Source organism: Lysobacter hankyongensis, from assembly GCF_039543145.1.
Taxonomy (GTDB): domain Bacteria; phylum Pseudomonadota; class Gammaproteobacteria; order Xanthomonadales; family Xanthomonadaceae; genus Lysobacter_I; species Lysobacter_I hankyongensis.
The window spans coordinates 343,184-360,481 of the sequence record NZ_BAABJE010000014.1 but is presented as its reverse complement, the minus strand read 5'-3'; the positions used below and the strand labels follow the sequence as shown (position 1 = coordinate 360,481).

General features: G+C 66.9%; 10 protein-coding genes and 1 pseudogene. 9 read left to right on the top strand and 2 right to left on the bottom strand.

Translation table 11 applies throughout. The features are described 5' to 3' along the window. Positions 1–3: 3 nt before the first annotated feature. Together ABD974_RS13535 and ABD974_RS13530 are read right to left on the bottom strand one after the other, a co-directional pair. On the bottom strand, positions 4–1,143 hold the full coding sequence (locus ABD974_RS13535) for a hypothetical protein (protein WP_345303864.1): 1,140 nt from the start codon (positions 1,141–1,143) through the stop codon (positions 4–6). A gap of 163 nt (positions 1,144–1,306) precedes the next feature. Next, positions 1,307–2,695 (bottom strand): GH1 family beta-glucosidase, encoded by a 1,389-nt coding sequence (locus ABD974_RS13530; protein WP_345303863.1) that lies wholly within the window; start codon positions 2,693–2,695, stop codon positions 1,307–1,309. A gap of 140 nt (positions 2,696–2,835) precedes the next feature. Between ABD974_RS13530 and ABD974_RS13525 the strand changes: the two genes are divergently transcribed. The 9 genes and pseudogenes from ABD974_RS13525 (at position 2,836) to gyrA (ending at position 16,992) form a co-directional block, all read left to right on the top strand. Next, on the top strand, positions 2,836–3,933 hold the full coding sequence (locus tag ABD974_RS13525; RefSeq protein WP_345303862.1) for an ABC transporter ATP-binding protein: 1,098 nt from the start codon (positions 2,836–2,838) through the stop codon (positions 3,931–3,933). A 163-nt stretch (positions 3,934–4,096) separates the two neighbouring features. Further along, positions 4,097–7,600 carry a chromosome segregation protein SMC gene (gene smc / locus ABD974_RS13520; RefSeq protein WP_345303861.1) on the top strand — a complete coding sequence of 1,168 codons (3,504 nt, stop codon included), beginning with the start codon at positions 4,097–4,099 and terminating at the stop codon, positions 7,598–7,600. 24 nt (positions 7,601–7,624) lie between these two features. After that, positions 7,625–8,344 (top strand): cell division protein ZipA, encoded by a 720-nt coding sequence (gene zipA / locus ABD974_RS13515; RefSeq protein WP_345303860.1) that lies wholly within the window; start codon positions 7,625–7,627, stop codon positions 8,342–8,344. A 109-nt stretch (positions 8,345–8,453) separates the two neighbouring features. Then, positions 8,454–10,377: pseudogene (ligA, locus tag ABD974_RS13510) on the top strand (NAD-dependent DNA ligase LigA); the annotation flags it as partial. Positions 10,378–10,490: 113 nt separating this feature from the next. After that, positions 10,491–10,811: a BRCT domain-containing protein gene (locus tag ABD974_RS19525; RefSeq protein WP_425562703.1), complete on the top strand. Its 321-nt coding sequence runs from the start codon at positions 10,491–10,493 to the stop codon at positions 10,809–10,811. Beyond that, the gene (gene epmA / locus ABD974_RS13505; protein WP_345303858.1) at positions 10,808–11,788 is read left to right on the top strand and encodes an EF-P lysine aminoacylase EpmA; all 981 of its coding nucleotides are present in this window, start codon (positions 10,808–10,810) and stop codon (positions 11,786–11,788) included. The genes ABD974_RS19525 and epmA overlap by 4 nt, the downstream gene beginning before the upstream one ends. 159 nt (positions 11,789–11,947) lie before the next feature. Further along, the gene (locus ABD974_RS13500; protein ID WP_345303857.1) at positions 11,948–12,787 is read left to right on the top strand and encodes a DUF3011 domain-containing protein; all 840 of its coding nucleotides are present in this window, start codon (positions 11,948–11,950) and stop codon (positions 12,785–12,787) included. 107 nt (positions 12,788–12,894) lie between these two features. Next, positions 12,895–13,971: an S-methyl-5-thioribose-1-phosphate isomerase gene (gene mtnA, locus ABD974_RS13495; protein ID WP_345303856.1), complete on the top strand. Its 1,077-nt coding sequence runs from the start codon at positions 12,895–12,897 to the stop codon at positions 13,969–13,971. A 288-nt stretch (positions 13,972–14,259) separates the two neighbouring features. Beyond that, positions 14,260–16,992: a DNA gyrase subunit A gene (gyrA, locus tag ABD974_RS13490; RefSeq protein WP_345303855.1), complete on the top strand. Its 2,733-nt coding sequence runs from the start codon at positions 14,260–14,262 to the stop codon at positions 16,990–16,992. Positions 16,993–17,298 lie beyond the last annotated feature (306 nt).

The window sequence follows — 17,298 nt, the reverse complement described above, 5'->3', positions numbered from 1 at the left end:
GCGTCACACGCCCGATTGCCCAGTGTCGCGCGGCGGGGTCGCGATCGAGAAAATGTCGTCTTTCCCGAGTACCAGAACCGGCAGCGCCATGAATCGATAGATTTCCTCTGCTCTCGCCTTCAAGTTCGAATCGTTCGTGGCGAAATACCGGCAGCACGATGCGTATATCAAGTGTTCGATATCGTGGACGCTGCTTCTTTGCTGTCGGTCCGCCTTGTCCTGCTTGTACGCCATGAGGTCCATCGCGTCGTGCAGGGCGTAGACCGCGCTCCTGATCCGGTTGTGATCTTTCATGTTCTTGAAGTCGGATTTCTGAGAAAACCCGCTTGCATGCGTCAACCGCGAGAATTCGGCGTCGTCCATGGACTCGAAGATATCCTTGGTGTTTCCGAGCGATCTCCTTCTATCTTGCGCGTCGTAATGCCTGAAATAAAGTGCTCTGTCTTCGTCCTTCAGCGTCTTCATCCGCTCGACGGCGTCGCTGGCCTTTCGGGTGTTGTCGACCCTGGATACGACGATTTCAGGCGCTTCGAGGAATGTTTTGATGGAGCGACCGCCCGTGTCAGGCTGCAGGCTCATGTTGTCCGTCAAGCGGGAGATGACGTCGATGAGGCGGGACCTGTCTTCGGGTTTCGCGATTTTGGCGATCTCCTCCGCGTGCGATGGGCTGTGCACGAACCCGATCCCTGTCCCCTTCAACGCCATGAGTTTGAGGAAATAGTCGCTTTCCCTCGCCGCAATCGAGAAAATGCTCTGATCTAGGTAGGCGAGCGGCGCCGAGGTTGTGGCCGGAGTTCTCGCGAATACAAGTCGTGGAAGCCTGGCGAGACCCGCGAGCGCTTCATCATGCAGTTTGGAATATCTCCATCTCTGCATGTCCTGCTTCACTTGGTCGGCGCTGGACTTTCCGGAGGAAAATCCGGTGATTAGCGTGCGATAGAAATGCGCGTCGAAACAGGCGTCGCAGTTGTCGCAGAAGTCTTCGAGATCCTCGTCGTCCTCCGCGAAGCCGGTGAGCGATGGGGATTGTCCGGAAATGATTGCGTCGACAATATCCTTGTACCGAATGCTCTTCGCACGGATGCGATCGTTGTGGTGGTCCATGAGCGGTTTCTCCAAAGCTGCCGGGTTCAGGAATGTCACGATGGATGTTCGTGCGCCATGATCGATCGAATGGTCGCGGCCAGGCAAAAAAAACCGACGACCAGAAATCTGTGTCGTCGGCGCACCTGCCCAAGGAGGGGGGAGGGGGTGCAGAGAAAATCGGTAAGGCCGGGGTCGGTTGGACGGAAGCGGTAGTGCAGGATCAGTAGGGCGACGGCTCATCAAGCTTGCGGCCGTGGCTGCCGATGACTTGTGAGTACCACAGCGCGCTGTCCTTCGGCGTGCGTTCCTGGGTGCCGTAGTTCACGTGGACGATTCCGAAGCGCTTGGAATAACCGAGCGACCATTCGAGATTGTCCAGCAGCGACCACACCATGTAGCCGCGGATGTCCACGCCGGCGTCGATGGCATCGTGGATCGCGCGCAGATGCTTGTGCAGATAGTTGATGCGCAACGGATCGCAGACGTGGCCGTTCTCGGCCACCGGCGGATCGAAGAACGCCGCGCCGTTCTCGGTGATGTACACCGGCAGGTCGCCGTAGGTGTTCTTGAACCACAGCAGCAGATCGGTGAGGCCCTGCGGGAACACTTCCCAGCCGGTCTCGCTGTACGTGGCCAGCGGCTGGCGCACCGCACCGGCCTTCAGCGGATAGCTGTCGTTGGCCTGGGTGACGCTGCGGGTGTAGTAGTTGATGCCGACGAAATCCAGCGGTTGCACGATCAGCTTGAAGTCTTCCGGATCGAAGTCCGGCCAGGCGTCGCCGAAGACTTCCTTCAGCTCCGGGGGATAGCGGCCGAGCAGTGCCGGATGCAAGTACTGCTCGTTCATGTAGGCGTGCGCGCGCCGGGTGGCCGCGGCGTCCGCTTCGCTCTCGCTGGCGGGATATTTCGGCTCGATGTTCACCACCAGACCGATCTCGTGCTTGCCCTCGGCGCGATACGCCTGCACCGCGGCGCCGTGGGCGCGCATCAGGTTGTGGCTGGCGATCGGCGCTTCGTATCTGCTGCGATGCCCGGGCGCGAGCGCGCCGTGCAGGTAGCCGCCGTCGGTGATCACCCACGGCTCGTTGAGCGTCACCCACTTCTTCACCCGGCCGTCGAGCGCGCGGTACAGCACACGGCCGTATTCGGCGAACCAGTCGGCACAGTCGCGGTTGAGCCAGCCGCCCCTGTCGTCCAGCGCCGCCGGCAGGTCCCAGTGGTACAGGGTCAGCAGCGGTTCGATGCCGTTTTCGAGCAGTGCATCGACCAGCCGCGAATAGAAGTCGAGGCCGGCCTGATTCACCCGGCCGGTGCCCTCGGGCAGGATCCGAGACCACGACACGCTGAAGCGGTAGGCCTGCAGGCCGAGGTCGCGCATCAGCTTCACGTCGTCCTGCCAGCGCCGGTAGTGGTCGCAGGCGATGTCGCCGTTGTCGCCGTTGAGGGTCATGCCGGGGGTGTGGGCGAAGCGGGTCCAGATGCTGGGCCCGGCGCCGTCGGCCATGGGCGATCCTTCGATCTGGTGGGCGGCGGTGGCGGCGCCCCAGAGAAAACCCTTCGGGAACTGGTATCGCGAATTGCTGGGCAGCGCGTCGGCGGGCTGGGCCATGGCGGGGTTCCTCGGGCGGGCCTTCGGTGGCATCATGTAAACGGTTACATGAAGACTACAGCAAGCTTCGGGCTTCGCAAACCCTCCGCGCGACCGGTCGTCGCAGAAGGTGTGACGCAAGCCCCTCACGAGGACGGAAGATGGCGACTGTCGCGCTCGATCGGCTCCGCAAGGTCTACCCGGATGGACACGTCGCCGTGGCCGGCGCCAGCTTCGAGGCGGCGGACGGCGAACTGCTGGTGCTGGTCGGGCCTTCGGGCTGCGGCAAGTCCACGCTGCTGCGGATGATCGCGGGCCTCGAAGCGATCAGCGACGGCGCGTTGCGCATCGACGGCCGGGTGGTGAACGACGTGGCCCCGAAGGACCGCGACATCGCCATGGTCTTCCAGAGTTACGCCCTCTATCCGCACATGACGGTCGCCGAGAATCTGGCGTTCGGCCTGACCCTGCGCGGCTGCCCGAAAGCGGAGATCGAGGAACGCATCCGCGCCGCCGCCGAGACCCTGGAACTGGGCGCGCTGCTGCAGCGCCGCCCCGCTGCGCTGTCCGGCGGCCAGCGCCAGCGCGTGGCGCTGGGCCGTGCGCTGGTGCGCCAGCCGAAGGTGTTCCTGCTCGACGAGCCGCTGTCGAACCTCGACGCCAAGCTGCGCGCATCGATGCGCACCGAGATCGCCCGTCTCCATCGCAGCCTCGGCGCGACCATGGTGTACGTCACCCACGATCAGGTCGAAGCGATGACCCTCGGCCAGCGGATCGTGGTGATGAAGGACGGCGAGATCCAGCAGATCGACACGCCGATGGCGCTGTATCGCCGACCGGCGAACGTGTTCGTGGCGACCTTCCTCGGCAGTCCGGCGATGAACCTGCTCCGCGGCCGGCTGGTCGCGGAGGGCGGCAAGCCCGGGCTGGCGCTCTCGGAAGGGCTGATGCTGCCGCTGCCGGGCGGGGACATCGATCCATCGTGGCTGGGGCGCGAGGTCGATCTGGGCCTGCGTCCGGAACACCTTCTCCTGTGCGCACCCGGCGAGGCCGCGGACTTCGGCGCCGGGCTCGACATGCTGGAGCCGGTCGGCAGCGAAGCCTTCGCCTACCTGCGTTTCGGCCAGCACCCGCTGGTGGCGCGCTTCGCGCCGGACGATCTGCCGGCACCCGGCAGCATCGCGGGCCTGCGCGTGGCCCCGGGACAATCGCACTTCTTCGACCCCGCCACCGGCCTGAGGCTGCCCGCCGCCGGTTGAGTTTCCCCGGTCGCGGCGTTCTATATACTGCGGTGACGACGCGGCAGTCATGCCGTGTTGTCGCCAGCAAAATCAATCGCTTGGCGCCTCCTCTTCAACTTTTTTCCTGTCTTCGCCAGCGCCGGCCCCGCCCGGTCGGGCGGGTGGAGCCTCCGAACAGCGCATGCGTCTTTCCACGATCAAGCTTTCCGGCTTCAAGTCCTTCGTCGACCCGACTACGCTGCACCTGCCGACCAACATGACCGGCGTGGTCGGTCCGAATGGTTGCGGCAAGTCGAACATCATCGACGCCATCCGCTGGGTGATGGGCGAGAGCGCGGCCAGCCGCCTGCGCGGCGACTCGTTGACCGACGTGATCTTCTCCGGCAGTTCGGCGCGCAAGCCGGTGTCGCAGGCCACGGTCGAGCTGATCTTCGACAACAGCGACCACACCATCACCGGCGAATACGCCGCGTTCAACGAAATCTCGGTCAAGCGCCAGGTCAGCCGCGACGGCCAGAGCAACTACTACCTCAACGGCACCAAGTGTCGCCGCCGCGACATCACCGATCTGTTCCTCGGCACCGGCCTCGGCCCGCGCAGCTACTCGATCATCGAGCAGGGCATGATCTCGCAGGTCATCGAGGCCAGGCCCGAGGATCTGCGCGTCTATCTCGAAGAAGCCGCCGGCATTTCGAAGTACAAGGAACGCCGCAAGGAAACCGAGACCCGCATCCGCCACACCCGCGAAAACCTCGATCGCCTCAACGACCTCCGCGAAGAAGTCGGCAAACAGCTGCAGCATCTCGCGCGGCAGGCGAAACAGGCCGAGCAGTACCAGTCGATCCAGGCGGAGCGCCGGATCAAGGACGCGGAGTGGAAAGCGCTGGAATTCCGCGTGCTCGACACCCAGTTGCAGGCGCTGCGCGACGGACTGATGCAGGAAGAGACCCGGCTGCAGCAGATCATCGCCGACCAGCGCGAGGCCGAACGCCTGATCGAACAAGGCCGCGAACGCCGCGAGGCCGCCGCCGACGCCCTCAACAAGGCCCAGGCCGAAGGCTACGAAGTCGGCGGTACGCTGGCGCGAGTCGAACAGCAGATCGCGCATCAGCGCGAACTGGCCCAGCGTCTGCAGCGCGCCCGCGACGAAGCCCAGCAGGCGCTGTCGGAAATCGGCCTGCACATCGAAACCGACCAGAACCGCCTGGACGCGCTGCGCGCCGGCATCGAGGAATCCGAACCCCGGCTCGACGCGCTGAAGGACGCCGACGCCGACCGCCAGCAGGCGCTGGCCGACGCCGAGGCGAAGCTCGCCGACTGGCAGCAGCGCTGGGACGCGCACAGCCGCGCGCAGAGCGAAGCCGCGCGCGCCGCCGACGTGGAACGCACCAAGGTCGATTACCTCGACCGCCAGTCGCTGGACGCCGAGCGTCGTCGCGAACATCTGAGCCATGAACGCAGCGCGCTGGATGTCAATGCGCTGGCCGAAGCGTTCGCCGGCCTGCAGCTCCAGCACGATGAGAAGAAGTTCGCGCTCGAAGGCATGACCGCCGATCTCGAAGCGCGCAAGGACGCGGTGCTCGGCCTGCAGGACCAGGTGCGCAACGCGCAGGCGGAACTCGCCGACGTGCGCAAGCAGACCCAGGCCGCGCGCGGCCGGCTGTCGTCGCTGGAAACGCTGCAGCATGCGGCGCTGGGCCAGGAGCAGGGCGCTGCGGTGGCGTGGCTGAAACAGCGTGGTCTGGATTCCGCCGCGCGCGTCGGCGAAGTGCTGCAGGTCGAATCCGGCTGGGAAAACGCGGTCGAAGGCGCGCTGGGCCAGTTGATCGAAGGCGTGCTGGTCGAATCGCCCGAGACCCTCGTCGATGCGCTGGGCGAACTCGGCGAAGGCCGCATCGCGCTGGTGTCCGGCGACACCGGCGAGGCGGCGTTCGCGTCGACCTCGCTGGCCGCGAAAGTGCAGGGCCCGCTGGCGATCCGGCGCATGTTGTCGAAGCTGCACGTCGCCGAAACACTCGGCGATGCGCGCGCGCTGCTGGCGTCGCTCGGCGACGGCGAATCGGTCATCACCCGTCAGGGCGAACGTATCGGCGCCGGCTGGGTGCGTGTGGTCCGGTCCGGCGCGGCCAAACAGGGCGCGCTGCTGCGCGAACGCGAGATCCAGAGCCTGCGCGCCGAGATCGAAACGCTGCAGCAGCGCGAAGCCGGGCTCGACCGCGGCATCGCCAGCCTGCGCGATCAACTGCTGGCCGCCGAGCAGCAGCGCGAAGACGCGCAGCGCACGCTGTATCTGGCGCACCGCAACGTGTCCGAACTGGCCGGCCAGTTGCAGAGCCAGCAGGGCAAACTCGATTCCGCCCGGACCCGCATCGACAAGATCGACGCCGATCTCGGCCTGCTGATCGAAGCGATCGACAACAGCGCACAGCAGGCGCGCGAAGCCCGCTCACGTCTCGAAGACGCGGTCTCGCGCATGGGCGAACTGGAAAGCACGCGGCAGGCGCTGGAAGCCGAACGCCGCACGCTGAGCGAAGCCCGCGATGGCGCACGCCAGGCCGCGCGCGAATCGCGCGATGCCGCGCATGCGCTGGCGCTCAGCCTCGAATCGCAGCGCGCGCAGATCGTGGCGCTGGCGCAGGCGCTGGATCGCATGGGCGGCCAGCGCGGCCAGCTCGACAGCCGGCTCACCGAACTCGCTTCGCAGTTGTCCGAAGGCGATGCGCCGGTGGTCGCGCTCGAACGCGAACGCCAGGCCGCGCTGGAACAGCGCGTGCTCGCCGAGCGGCATCTCGCGGCGGCGCGCGCGGCGCTCGACGGCGTCGACAACGAATTGCGCGGCTACGAACAGACCCGGCATCAGCGCGACGAACAGTCGGTGAGTCAGCGCGAGGCGATCTCGCAGCGCCGGCTCGACCAGCAGGCGCTGTCGCTGAAGGCCGGACAATTGGCCGAAGCGGTGGTGTCCGCCGGTTTCGTCGTCGAAGACGTGCTCAACACGCTCGCCGAAGACGCCGACCCGCGCGCGTGGGAGAAGATCGTCACCGACTTCGACGCCAAGCTGCGGCGCCTGGAACCGGTGAATCTTGCCGCGATCCAGGAGCACGCCGAGGCCGCGCAGCGCAAGGAATACCTCGACGCGCAGAACACCGACCTCACCACCGCGCTGGAAACGCTGGAAGACGCGATCCGCAAGATCGACCGCGAAACCCGCGGTCGGTTCAAGGACACCTTCGACCGCGTCAACGCCGGCGTGCAGGAACTCTATCCGCGGCTGTTCGGCGGCGGTCATGCGTATCTCGAACTCACCGGCGAGGACCTGCTCGACACCGGCGTCGCGATCATGGCCCGGCCGCCGGGCAAGCGCGTCTCCAACATCTCGCTGCTGTCCGGCGGCGAGAAGGCGATGACCGCGGTGGCGCTGGTGTTCGCGATCTTCCGCCTGAATCCGGCGCCGTTCTGCCTGCTGGACGAGGTGGACGCGCCGCTGGACGAAGCCAACGTCGGTCGTTTCACCGCGATGGTCAGCGAAATGAGCGAGCAGGTGCAGTTCCTGTTCGTCACCCACAACAAGGCCACCATGGAGGCCGCCCATCAGCTCAGCGGCGTCACCATGCGCGAGCCGGGCGTCAGCCGCCTGGTGTCCGTCGACCTGGCCGAGGCCGCGCGCCTCGCCGGTGCGGCGTAAACCCAAGACAACGAGGTCACTGCGATGTCGGATATCTGGATGTTGCGCATCGGGATCGTGATCGCCGGTCTGCTGTTGATGGCCGCGATCTATTTCTTCGGGCGCCCGCGCAGGCCCGAACAGGGCCGCAAGCGTCGCGACGATTCCGTCGATCGCGCCGAGCCGCGGATACCGGCCACCGGCGTACCGTCACCGGGCCGCGACGATGTCGTGTTCGCGCAGGACGAGATGCCGCTGGAACCGGCCGTGCCGCCGCCGTCGGGCCCCGAGGTCGGCAAGCGCGACCGCGAGGAATTCGACAAGATCGTGACCCTCTACGTCGCCGCCCGCGCCGGACAGGTGCTGCGCGGCCCGGACATCGTCGTCGCTGCGGAAAAGGCCGGTCTCAGCTACGGCTACATGAGCATTTTCCATCGTCTCGTCGACGGTCGCGCCGACGGTGGCCCGATCTTCAGCGTCGCCAACATCAAGAAGCCCGGCGGTTTCGAGATGGCCGACATCCAGTCGGTGGAAACGCCGGCGATCGCGTTCTTCCTGACCTTGCCGGCGCCGATTCCCGCGCTCGACGCCTGGGAAAAGATGCTGCCCACCGCACAGCGCATGGCCGAACTGCTCGACGGTGTGGTGCTGGACGAATCTCGCAACGCGCTCGGCCGCCAGCGCATCGCCCACATCCGCGACGATCTGCGCGCCTACGATCGCCAGCACGAAGCGCCGCCGATCTCGAAGAACACCCGCTGGTGACGCGAATGTAGCCCGGGTTGAGGCCGCAGGCCGAAACCCGGGGCGCGCTTCTCCCCGAAAAGCCCCGGGTTTCGCGCTGTGCGCTCTACCCTGGCTACGGAATGCACCCATGACCGATCCCGCCACCCGCATCGCCGACCTGCGCCGCCTCATCGAGGACGCGAATCACCGCTACCACGTGCTCGACGATCCCTCGATTCCCGATGCGGAATACGACCGTCTGATGCGCGAACTCGAAGCGCTGGAAGCCGCGCACCCGCAGTTCGCCGATCCGACCTCGCCGACCCAGCGCGTCGGCAACGCACCGTCCTCGGCCTTCGCCGAAGTCCGCCACGCGATCCCGATGCTGTCGCTCGGCAACGCCTTCACCGACGAGGAAGTCGCCGATTTCGTGCGTCGCATCGAGGAACGACTGGAGCGCAGCGCGCCGGTGTTCTCGGTCGAACCGAAGCTCGACGGCCTCGCGATCAGTCTGCGCTACGAGCGCGGCGTGTTCGTACGCGGCGCCACGCGCGGCGACGGTTCGACCGGCGAGGACGTCACCGCGAACCTGCGCACGATAAAGGCCATTCCGCTGCATCTGCGTGGGATGAACTTGCCCGATGTGCTCGAAGTCCGCGGCGAGGTCTACATGCCGCTGGCCGCGTTCAAGGCCTACAACGAACGCGCGTTGAAGGACGGCGGCAAGGTGCTGGCGAATCCGCGCAACGGCGCCGCGGGATCGCTGCGCCAGCTCGATCCGCGCATCACCGCGCAGCGGCCGCTGGCGTTCTATGCCTATGCGGTCGGCGTGGTCGAAGGTTTCGACCTGCCGGCGACCCATTCCGCGACCCTGCAGCGCCTGCGCGAATGGGGCTTTCCGGTCAGCGCCGAAAGCGAAGTCGTCGCCGGGACCGACGGTCTGCTCGACTATTACCGGCGCATGGGCGAGAAGCGCGACGCGCTGCCGTTCGACATCGACGGCGTGGTCTACAAGCTCGACGACTACGCCGGGCAGCGCGAGATGGGCTTCGTCTCGCGCGCGCCGCGCTGGGCGATCGCGCACAAGTTTCCGGCGCAGGAGCAATCGACCGAACTGGAAGCCATCGAGATCCAGATCGGTCGTACCGGCGCGGCGACGCCGGTCGCGCGGTTGAAGCCGGTGCAGGTCGCCGGCGTCGTGGTCACCAACGCGACCCTGCACAACGCCGACCAGATCGCGCGCCTCGACGTGCGCGTCGGCGACACCGTGATCGTGCGCCGCGCCGGCGATGTCATTCCGGAAATCGTTCGCGTGGTGCCCGAGCACCGCAAGCCCGACGCGACGGAATGGCGGATGCCGGACGCCTGTCCCGTCTGCGGTTCGGAGATCGTGCGCGAGGAGGGCGAAGCGGTCTGGCGCTGCTCCGGTGAGCTGACCTGCGCCGCGCAGCGCAAGGAAGCGATCCGACATTTCGCCTCGCGGCGGGCGATGGACATCGAAGGTCTGGGCGATCGTTACATCGAGGACCTCTCAGACCTGGGATACGTACAGTCGGTCGCCGATCTCTACCGGCTGTCGCTGGACGATCTGCTGACGATGAAGCGCGCGGCCGACGAGCGCGACGGTACAACGCCGGAGACGGTGAAGGCCGGCAAGGTTGCGACCAAGTGGGCCGAGAACCTGATCGAAGCGATCGACCGCAGTCGCGCGACCACGCTCGAACGTTTCCTGTTCGCGCTCGGCATCGAACACGTCGGCGAAAGCACCGCCAAGGCGCTCGCCGCGTGGTTCGGCGACCTCGCACTGATCCGTCGCCTGCCGTGGCCGGTGTTCAAGCGTGTGCCCGACATCGGCGGCGAAGTGGCGCGCGCGCTCGGCCATTTCTTCGACCAGGCCGGCAACCAGCAGGTGATCGACGCGCTGCTCGAACGCGGCGTGCATGTTGTCGATGCGCATCCGCCGTCGCCGAAGCTGCGGCCCGATCTGAACCTCGCGACCTTGCTGGTCGACATGGAGATTCCGAAGGTCACCCTAATCCGCGCCGATCAGCTCGCCGCTGCGTTCGCCGACGCGGGAGCGGTGCGCGCCGCGCCCGAACATGCCTTCATCACCGCGGGACTGCCGCCCGACACCGCGCAGTCGTTGAGCGCATGGCGCGCGGACGAAGCCCATGCCCGGCTGCTCATGCGCGTCGGCGAGGCGTTGACGACGCTGCTGGCACGCATTCCGGATACGGACGACAGTGTCGCCGGTCCGCTCGAAGGCAAGACCGTCGTGCTCACCGGCGGCCTGGCCTCGATGTCGCGCGACGAAGCCGGCGCGAAGCTCGAAGCGCTGGGCGCGAAGGTCTCGGGCAGCGTGTCGAAGAAGACCGGCATCGTGATCGCGGGCGAAGCCGCAGGCAGCAAGCTCGCCAAGGCGCAGGAACTCGGCATCGAGATCTGGGACGAAGCGACGCTGTTGGCCTTCCTCGCGGAACACGGCGCGGCCACGGACGCGGGATGACCGACTGGCACCCCAGCGCGAATCTCGACGCCCTGCGCCTGCGTGCGCGTCTGTACGCGACGATCCGCGCGTTCTTCGCGGAACGCGCGGTGCTGGAGGTCGAAACGCCGGTGCTGTCGGTGGCCGGGAATACCGATGCCAACATCGCGTCGTTCCCGCTCGAATTCTCCGGCCGCACCGACGGCGCCCCGCGCACGCGCTGGCTGCGCACCTCGCCGGAGTTTCCGCTCAAGCGGCTGCTCGCCGCGGGTGTCGGCGACTGCTACGAACTCGGGCGCGTGTTCCGCGACGGCGAGGCCGGCGGTCGCCACAATCCGGAATTCACCATGCTGGAGTGGTATCGGGTCGGCTGGGATCACCATCGCCTGATCGACGAGACCGTCGCGCTCGTGCAGGCGGCGCTGGCGCTGGTCGGGCGCCGCGCGACGACGGCGACGACGACCTTTCGCGAGTTGTACCGCGAGCGCCTGGGCCTGGATCCGTTCGCCGCGGATGACGCCGCACTGCAGGCGGCCCTGGGCGATGTCGCGATCGATCCGCATGGTCTGACCCGCGACGATTGGCTCGACCTGCTGATGACCCATCGCCTGCAGCCGACGTTCGATCGCGACACCATTCTCGTGGTCCACGATTGGCCCGCATCGCAGTGTGCGCTGGCGAAGGTGCGCGCGGGCCAGGGCGATGCGCCGGCCGTCGCCGAACGCTTCGAGCTGTATCTCGGCGCGCTGGAATTGGCCAACGGCTATCACGAGCTGACCGATGCCGCCGAACAGCGCGCGCGCTTTCTCCGCGACCATGCGCTGCGCGCGGACCGTGGCGCGGTGCGTCCGCCGCTCGACGAAGCGCTGCTCGCGGCCATGGCGGCCGGACTTCCGGACTGCGCCGGCGTGGCCCTGGGCGTCGAGCGGCTGCTGATGGCGATGCTCGGCACCGACCGGATCGCCGACGTGCTGGCTTTCGACTTCGCCCGGGCGTAATCCGGGTTTTCCGGTGAAAACGGTTACCTGAACGCGCGGCCGATGGCGCGATGCGCGACGAAAAAATTCGCCGGCCATTCATCCGCCGCGGCTACATTGGAGTCACTCACCACGGGGGTGCCAACGATGCGCAACACACGCTTTTCCGACTCCATCGCCATGATCGCGACGGTCCTCTTCGGTGGTCTGCTGGGCGGTCTGTCCAGCCTGCCGGCGCAGGCGCAATGGAACAACTATGGTTACAACGGCACCCTGGTGCGCTGCGAGTCGCGCGATGGCCGTACCGAGCGGTGCAGCACCAATGGCGGCGACGCGCAGTTGGTTCGCCAGTTCTCCGATACCGCCTGCATCCGCGGCCGCACCTGGGGCAACGATTCGCGCGGCATCTGGGTGAGCTCGGGCTGTCGCGCGGAGTTTCGCGTCGAGACCGGCTTCGGTTATGGTGACGACGATTACGCCTATGGCGGCGGTTCCGGTTACGGCAACAGCTACGGCTACGCCAGCGACGGCACCTTCCGCTGCGAATCCCGCGATGGCCGCACCGAACGCTGCGGTAACGGCGGACGCGCCGAGTTCGTGCGCCAGTTGTCGAACAGCCCCTGCATCCGCGGACGGACCTGGGGCAGCGATTCGCGCGGCGTCTGGGTCAGCGGTGGTTGCCGCGCGTTGTTCCGCACCGGTTACGGCAATGGCTACGGCAACGGCGGCTATGGCAACAACGGTTATGGCGGCAGCGACCTCGTGCGCTGCGAATCCCGCGACAATCGCAGCCACAGCTGCAACATGAGCGTCGGCCGCAACGGCGACATCCGTCTGCTGCGCCAGCTGTCGGACAAGCCCTGCGTCGAAGGCCGGACCTGGGGCCAGAGCCGCAGCGGCGTGTGGGTGACGCAGGGCTGCCGCGCCGAATTCGTGGTTTCGCGTCGCGGCAGCCGCAGCGGCGACGGCTGGGACCGCCCGCCGGGCGATCTCGGCGACAGCCGCCCGCCGGGCGGTTGAACGCAGCGCATTCCGCGATACCGCGACGACCCGGCTCCGGCCGGGTCGTTTCGTTTGTGCGATACCCGCTGCGGTGGTTCGCGGCCCCGGACCGTTAGAATGGGCGCATGCCAGACACCATCGATTACGCCCGCTACGACCGCATCCGCCCGATCCGCTGGACCGGCGACGCCCTCGAACTCCTCGACCAGCGCAAGCTGCCCTTTGCGGTCGAATACGTGCCGTGCCGCACCAGCGGCGCGGTGGCGGTCGCCATCCATGCGCTGATCGTGCGCGGCGCGCCGGCCATCGGCATCGCTGCGGCCTGGGGCGTGGTGCTCGCCGCGCGCGAACTGGACGCCGCCACCGGCGGCGGCATCGCCGCGGCAGCCGAGGCGGCCGAACGGCTGGAACCGGTGATGCAGCAGCTCAACGCCGCGCGGCCGACCGCGGTCAATCTGGCCTGGGCGCTGCAACGCATGCGACGCGCGCTGTCGGTCGCGGGCGAGGACTGGCGCACGGCGCTGTTCCGCGAAGCGAAGGCCATCGAAAGCGAAGATCTCGCCGCCAATCGCAAGATGGGCCGGCTCGGTGCGCAACTCATCGCGAACGGCAGCGGCGTGCTGACCCACTGCAATACGGGCTCGCTGGCCACCGCCGGATTCGGCACCGCGCTCGGCGTGATCCGCGCCGGGGTCGCGCAGGGGCGGATCGAGCGCGTGTACGCGGGCGAGACCCGCCCCTGGCTGCAGGGCGCGCGCCTGACGGTCTGGGAACTGCAGCAGGACGGCATCGACGCCACCCTGATCGCCGATGCCGCCGCGTCCCATCTGATGAAGACCGGACAGGTGCAGTGGGTGATCGTGGGCGCGGACCGGATCTGCGCCAACGGCGACACCGCCAACAAGATCGGCACCTATCAGCTCGCGATCGCCGCGCGTTATCACGGCGTCAAGTTCATGGTCGTCGCGCCGTCGTCGACGGTCGACATGGCCACCGCCAACGGCGGCAAGATCGAGATCGAGGAGCGCGATCCCGCCGAACTGCTGGCCGTCGGCGCGACCCGCACGGTGGCCGAAGGCATCCGCGCCTGGAACCCGGTGTTCGACGTCACGCCGTCCGAGCTGATCGACGCCATCGTCACCGAACGCGGCGTGGTCGAGCGCCCCAACCGGGTCTCGATGCAGACCTTCTTCGGTCACTGAGAAAGCGCTGCTGCTGCAGCGGTTCGCCGGGTTTCCGGGAACGCCGTGCGTGCGCTCCCGATGCGGTCGCGACGCATGCGCAAGTTCCTGTTTTCGCATGGGAAAAACGCTCTTGCCGGTGGGCGTGAAATGCCTGTGCGTGCTACAATCCGGCGTTCGCGCAATGGAACCGCGCGCGTCCTCCGGAGCGACCCCTCGGCTGGCCCCGTCGCACATCGCGGCGCCCCCCGGTCTTGCCCCGGAACGATGCCCGTTCCGCCGCGCCGCCACCCAGCACAAGAAGTCGTAATGACCGAACTCGCGAAGGAAATCATCCCCGTCAATCTCGAAGACGAGATGCGTCGCAGCTATCTCGATTACGCCATGAGCGTGATCGTGGGCCGCGCGCTCCCGGACGTGAGGGACGGCCTCAAGCCGGTGCATCGTCGCGTGCTGTTCGCGATGAACGAACTGGGCGCGCACAGCAACAAGCCTTATTACAAATCGGCGCGTATCGTCGGTGACGTGATCGGTAAGTACCACCCGCACGGCGATCAGTCGGTATACGACACGCTGGTGCGCATGGCGCAGCCGTTCTCGCTGCGCTATCTGCTGGTGGACGGGCAGGGCAACTTCGGTTCGGTCGACGGCGACAACGCCGCGGCGATGCGTTACACCGAAGCGCGGATGGCCCGGCTCACCCACGAGCTGATGGCCGATATCGACAAGGACACCGTCGATTTCCAGCCGAACTATGACGAGAAGGAACAGGAACCGACGGTGATGCCGTCGCGGTTCCCGAACCTGCTGGTGAACGGTTCCGCCGGCATCGCGGTCGGCATGGCCACCAACATTCCGCCGCACAATCTTTCGGAAGTCATCAACGCGACCGTCGCCCTGCTCGACGATCCCGAGATCGACATCGAAGGCCTGATGCAGCACATCCCGGGCCCGGATTTCCCGACCGCGGGCATCATCAACGGCGTCGGCGGCATCCATGTCGCCTACCGCACCGGCCGCGGTCGCGTGCGCATGCGCGCCCGCGCCGAGATCGAAGTGGCGGACAACGGCCGCGAGGCCATCGTCGTCACCGAGATTCCCTACCAGGTCAACAAGGCGCGGCTGATCGAGAAGATCGCCGAGCTGGTGAAGGAAAAGAAGCTCGAAGGCATCAGCGAGCTGCGCGACGAGTCCGACAAGGACGGCATGCGCATCTACATCGAGGTCAAGCGCGGCGAGTCGGCGGAAGTCGTGCTCAACAATCTGTACGCGCAGACGCCGATGGAATCGGTGTTCGGCATCAACATGGTGGCGCTGGTCGACGGCCGCCCGCAGTTGCTGAATCTCAAGCAGATCCTCGAAGCCTTCGTCCGCCATCGCCGCGAGGTGGTCACCCGCCGCACGATCTTCGAACTGCGCAAGGCCCGCGCCCGCGCCCACATCCTGGAAGGCCTGACGGTCGCGCTCGCCAACATCGACGAGATGATCGAGCTGATCAAGACCTCGGCGAATCCGAACGAAGCGCGCGAACGCCTGCTGGCGCGACGCTGGAACGCCGGGCTGGTCGCCAGCCTGCTGGCCGCGGCCGGCAGCGATGCTTCCAAGCCCGAGGATCTGCCGTCGGGCGTCGGCCTGCTCGACGACGGTTATCAACTGACCGAAGTCCAGGCGAAGGAAATCCTGGAAATGCGCCTGCACCGCCTCACCGGGCTGGAGCAGGACAAGCTGACCGACGAATACAAGACGCTGCTCGAAACCATCCGCGGCCTGATCGAGATCCTCGAGAACCCGGACCGTCTGCGCGAAGTCATCCGCGACGAGTTGAAGGACATCAAGGACGAGTACGGCGATGCGCGTCGCAGCGAGATTCGCGCCAGCGAAGAGGATCTCGACATCCTCGATCTGATCGCGCCCGAGGACGTGGTGGTCACGCTGTCGCACGCCGGTTACGTCAAGCGCCAGCCGGTCACCGCCTACCGCGCGCAGAAGCGCGGCGGCCGGGGCCGCAACGCGGCCGCGACCAAGGACGAGGATTTCATCGACCAGCTGTGGCTGGTCAACACCCACGACACGCTGCTGACCTTCACCAGCAGCGGCCGCGTGTTCTGGCTGCCGGTGCATCAGTTGCCCGACGCCGGTCCCAACGCCCGCGGGCGTCCGATCATCAACTGGCTGGCGCTGGAACCGGGCGAGAAGATCCAGGCCGTGGTGCCGGTGCATCAGTACGACGAGCAGCACTTCGTGTTCTTCGCCACCCGCGACGGCACGGTGAAGAAGACGCCGCTGACCGAATTCGCGTACCGCTTGGCCCGCGGCAAGATCGCGATCAATCTGGACGAGGGCGATGCGCTCATCGGCGCCTCGCTGACCGACGGGGCGCGCGACATTCTGCTGTTCGCCTCGAACGGCCGCGTCGCGCGCTTCTCGGAAGCCCACGTGCGACCGATGGGGCGCACCGCGACCGGCGTGCGCGGCATGCGCCTGCAGGACGGCGAGACCGTCGTCAGCCTGATCGTCGCCGAAGCGGCGGGCGAGGTGCCGGACGAGGAGGCGCTGGCCGACGTCGCCAACGGCATCGAGATCGTCGAGGCCGAGACCGACGCGCCCGAGGCCGAGATCGTGGTGGCGCAGGATGACGGCAGCACCTTCTACATCCTCACCGCGACCGAGAACGGTTACGGCAAGCGCACGCCGCTGGCCGACCACCCGCGCAAGGGTCGCGGCACCCAGGGCGTGATCGGCATCCAGACCACCGCCCGCAACGGCCGGCTGGTCGGCGCGGTGCTGCTGCGCAGCGGCGACGAGGTCCTGCTGATTTCCGATGGCGGCACGCTGGTGCGCACCCGCGCCGCGGAAATCTCGCAGGTCGGCCGCAACACCCAGGGCGTCACCCTGATGCGGTTGTCGGAAGGCGAAAGCCTGCAGGCGCTGGAACGCCTGGATGGCTCGCTGGACGAAGACGAGAGCGCCGATCCGGTCACGCCGCCGGTCGTGGTCGCCGACACCCCGACGGCAGTGCCGCCGCCCGACGCGAATGCGTGATGCGCTGCAACATGTTTCACCCTCGACAGGCTGCCTCCGGGCGGCCTGTCGCGTTCTGGGCAGGTCCCGGCTTCGTGCAACGCGCGATGCCCGGGTCTAGCCCGGCGGTCCACGGTCGTTTTGCGGCCATCACAAACCAACAGCGATACGGAATTTCCTGCCCGGAGCGGCAAGGAGTCGCGGGTTGGAGTTGGTCTTCGTTAATGTTAAAAAAAAGTCAAAAAATTGTTCAAATAAAGTGATCCGGCGACCGGAAGTTTCGGTATAGTCGCCCGCAAATCCAGGAGGCCATATGTGTCGCTCGTC

Excerpts from the sequence above, each read along its gene's own strand:
- gyrA (WP_345303855.1), top strand. The coding sequence starts at position 14,260 with ATGACCGAACTCGCGAAGGAAATCATCCCCGTCAATCTCGAAGACGAG.
- smc (WP_345303861.1), top strand. The coding sequence starts at position 4,097 with ATGCGTCTTTCCACGATCAAGCTTTCCGGCTTCAAGTCCTTCGTCGAC.
- ABD974_RS13525 (WP_345303862.1), top strand. The coding sequence starts at position 2,836 with ATGGCGACTGTCGCGCTCGATCGGCTCCGCAAGGTCTACCCGGATGGA.
- mtnA (WP_345303856.1), top strand. The coding sequence starts at position 12,895 with ATGCCAGACACCATCGATTACGCCCGCTACGACCGCATCCGCCCGATC.
- ABD974_RS13500 (WP_345303857.1), top strand. The coding sequence starts at position 11,948 with ATGATCGCGACGGTCCTCTTCGGTGGTCTGCTGGGCGGTCTGTCCAGC.
- ABD974_RS19525 (WP_425562703.1), top strand. The coding sequence starts at position 10,491 with ATGCGCGTCGGCGAGGCGTTGACGACGCTGCTGGCACGCATTCCGGAT.
- epmA (WP_345303858.1), top strand. The coding sequence starts at position 10,808 with ATGACCGACTGGCACCCCAGCGCGAATCTCGACGCCCTGCGCCTGCGT.
- zipA (WP_345303860.1), top strand. The coding sequence starts at position 7,625 with ATGTCGGATATCTGGATGTTGCGCATCGGGATCGTGATCGCCGGTCTG.
- ABD974_RS13530 (WP_345303863.1), bottom strand. The coding sequence starts at position 2,695 with ATGGCCCAGCCCGCCGACGCGCTGCCCAGCAATTCGCGATACCAGTTC.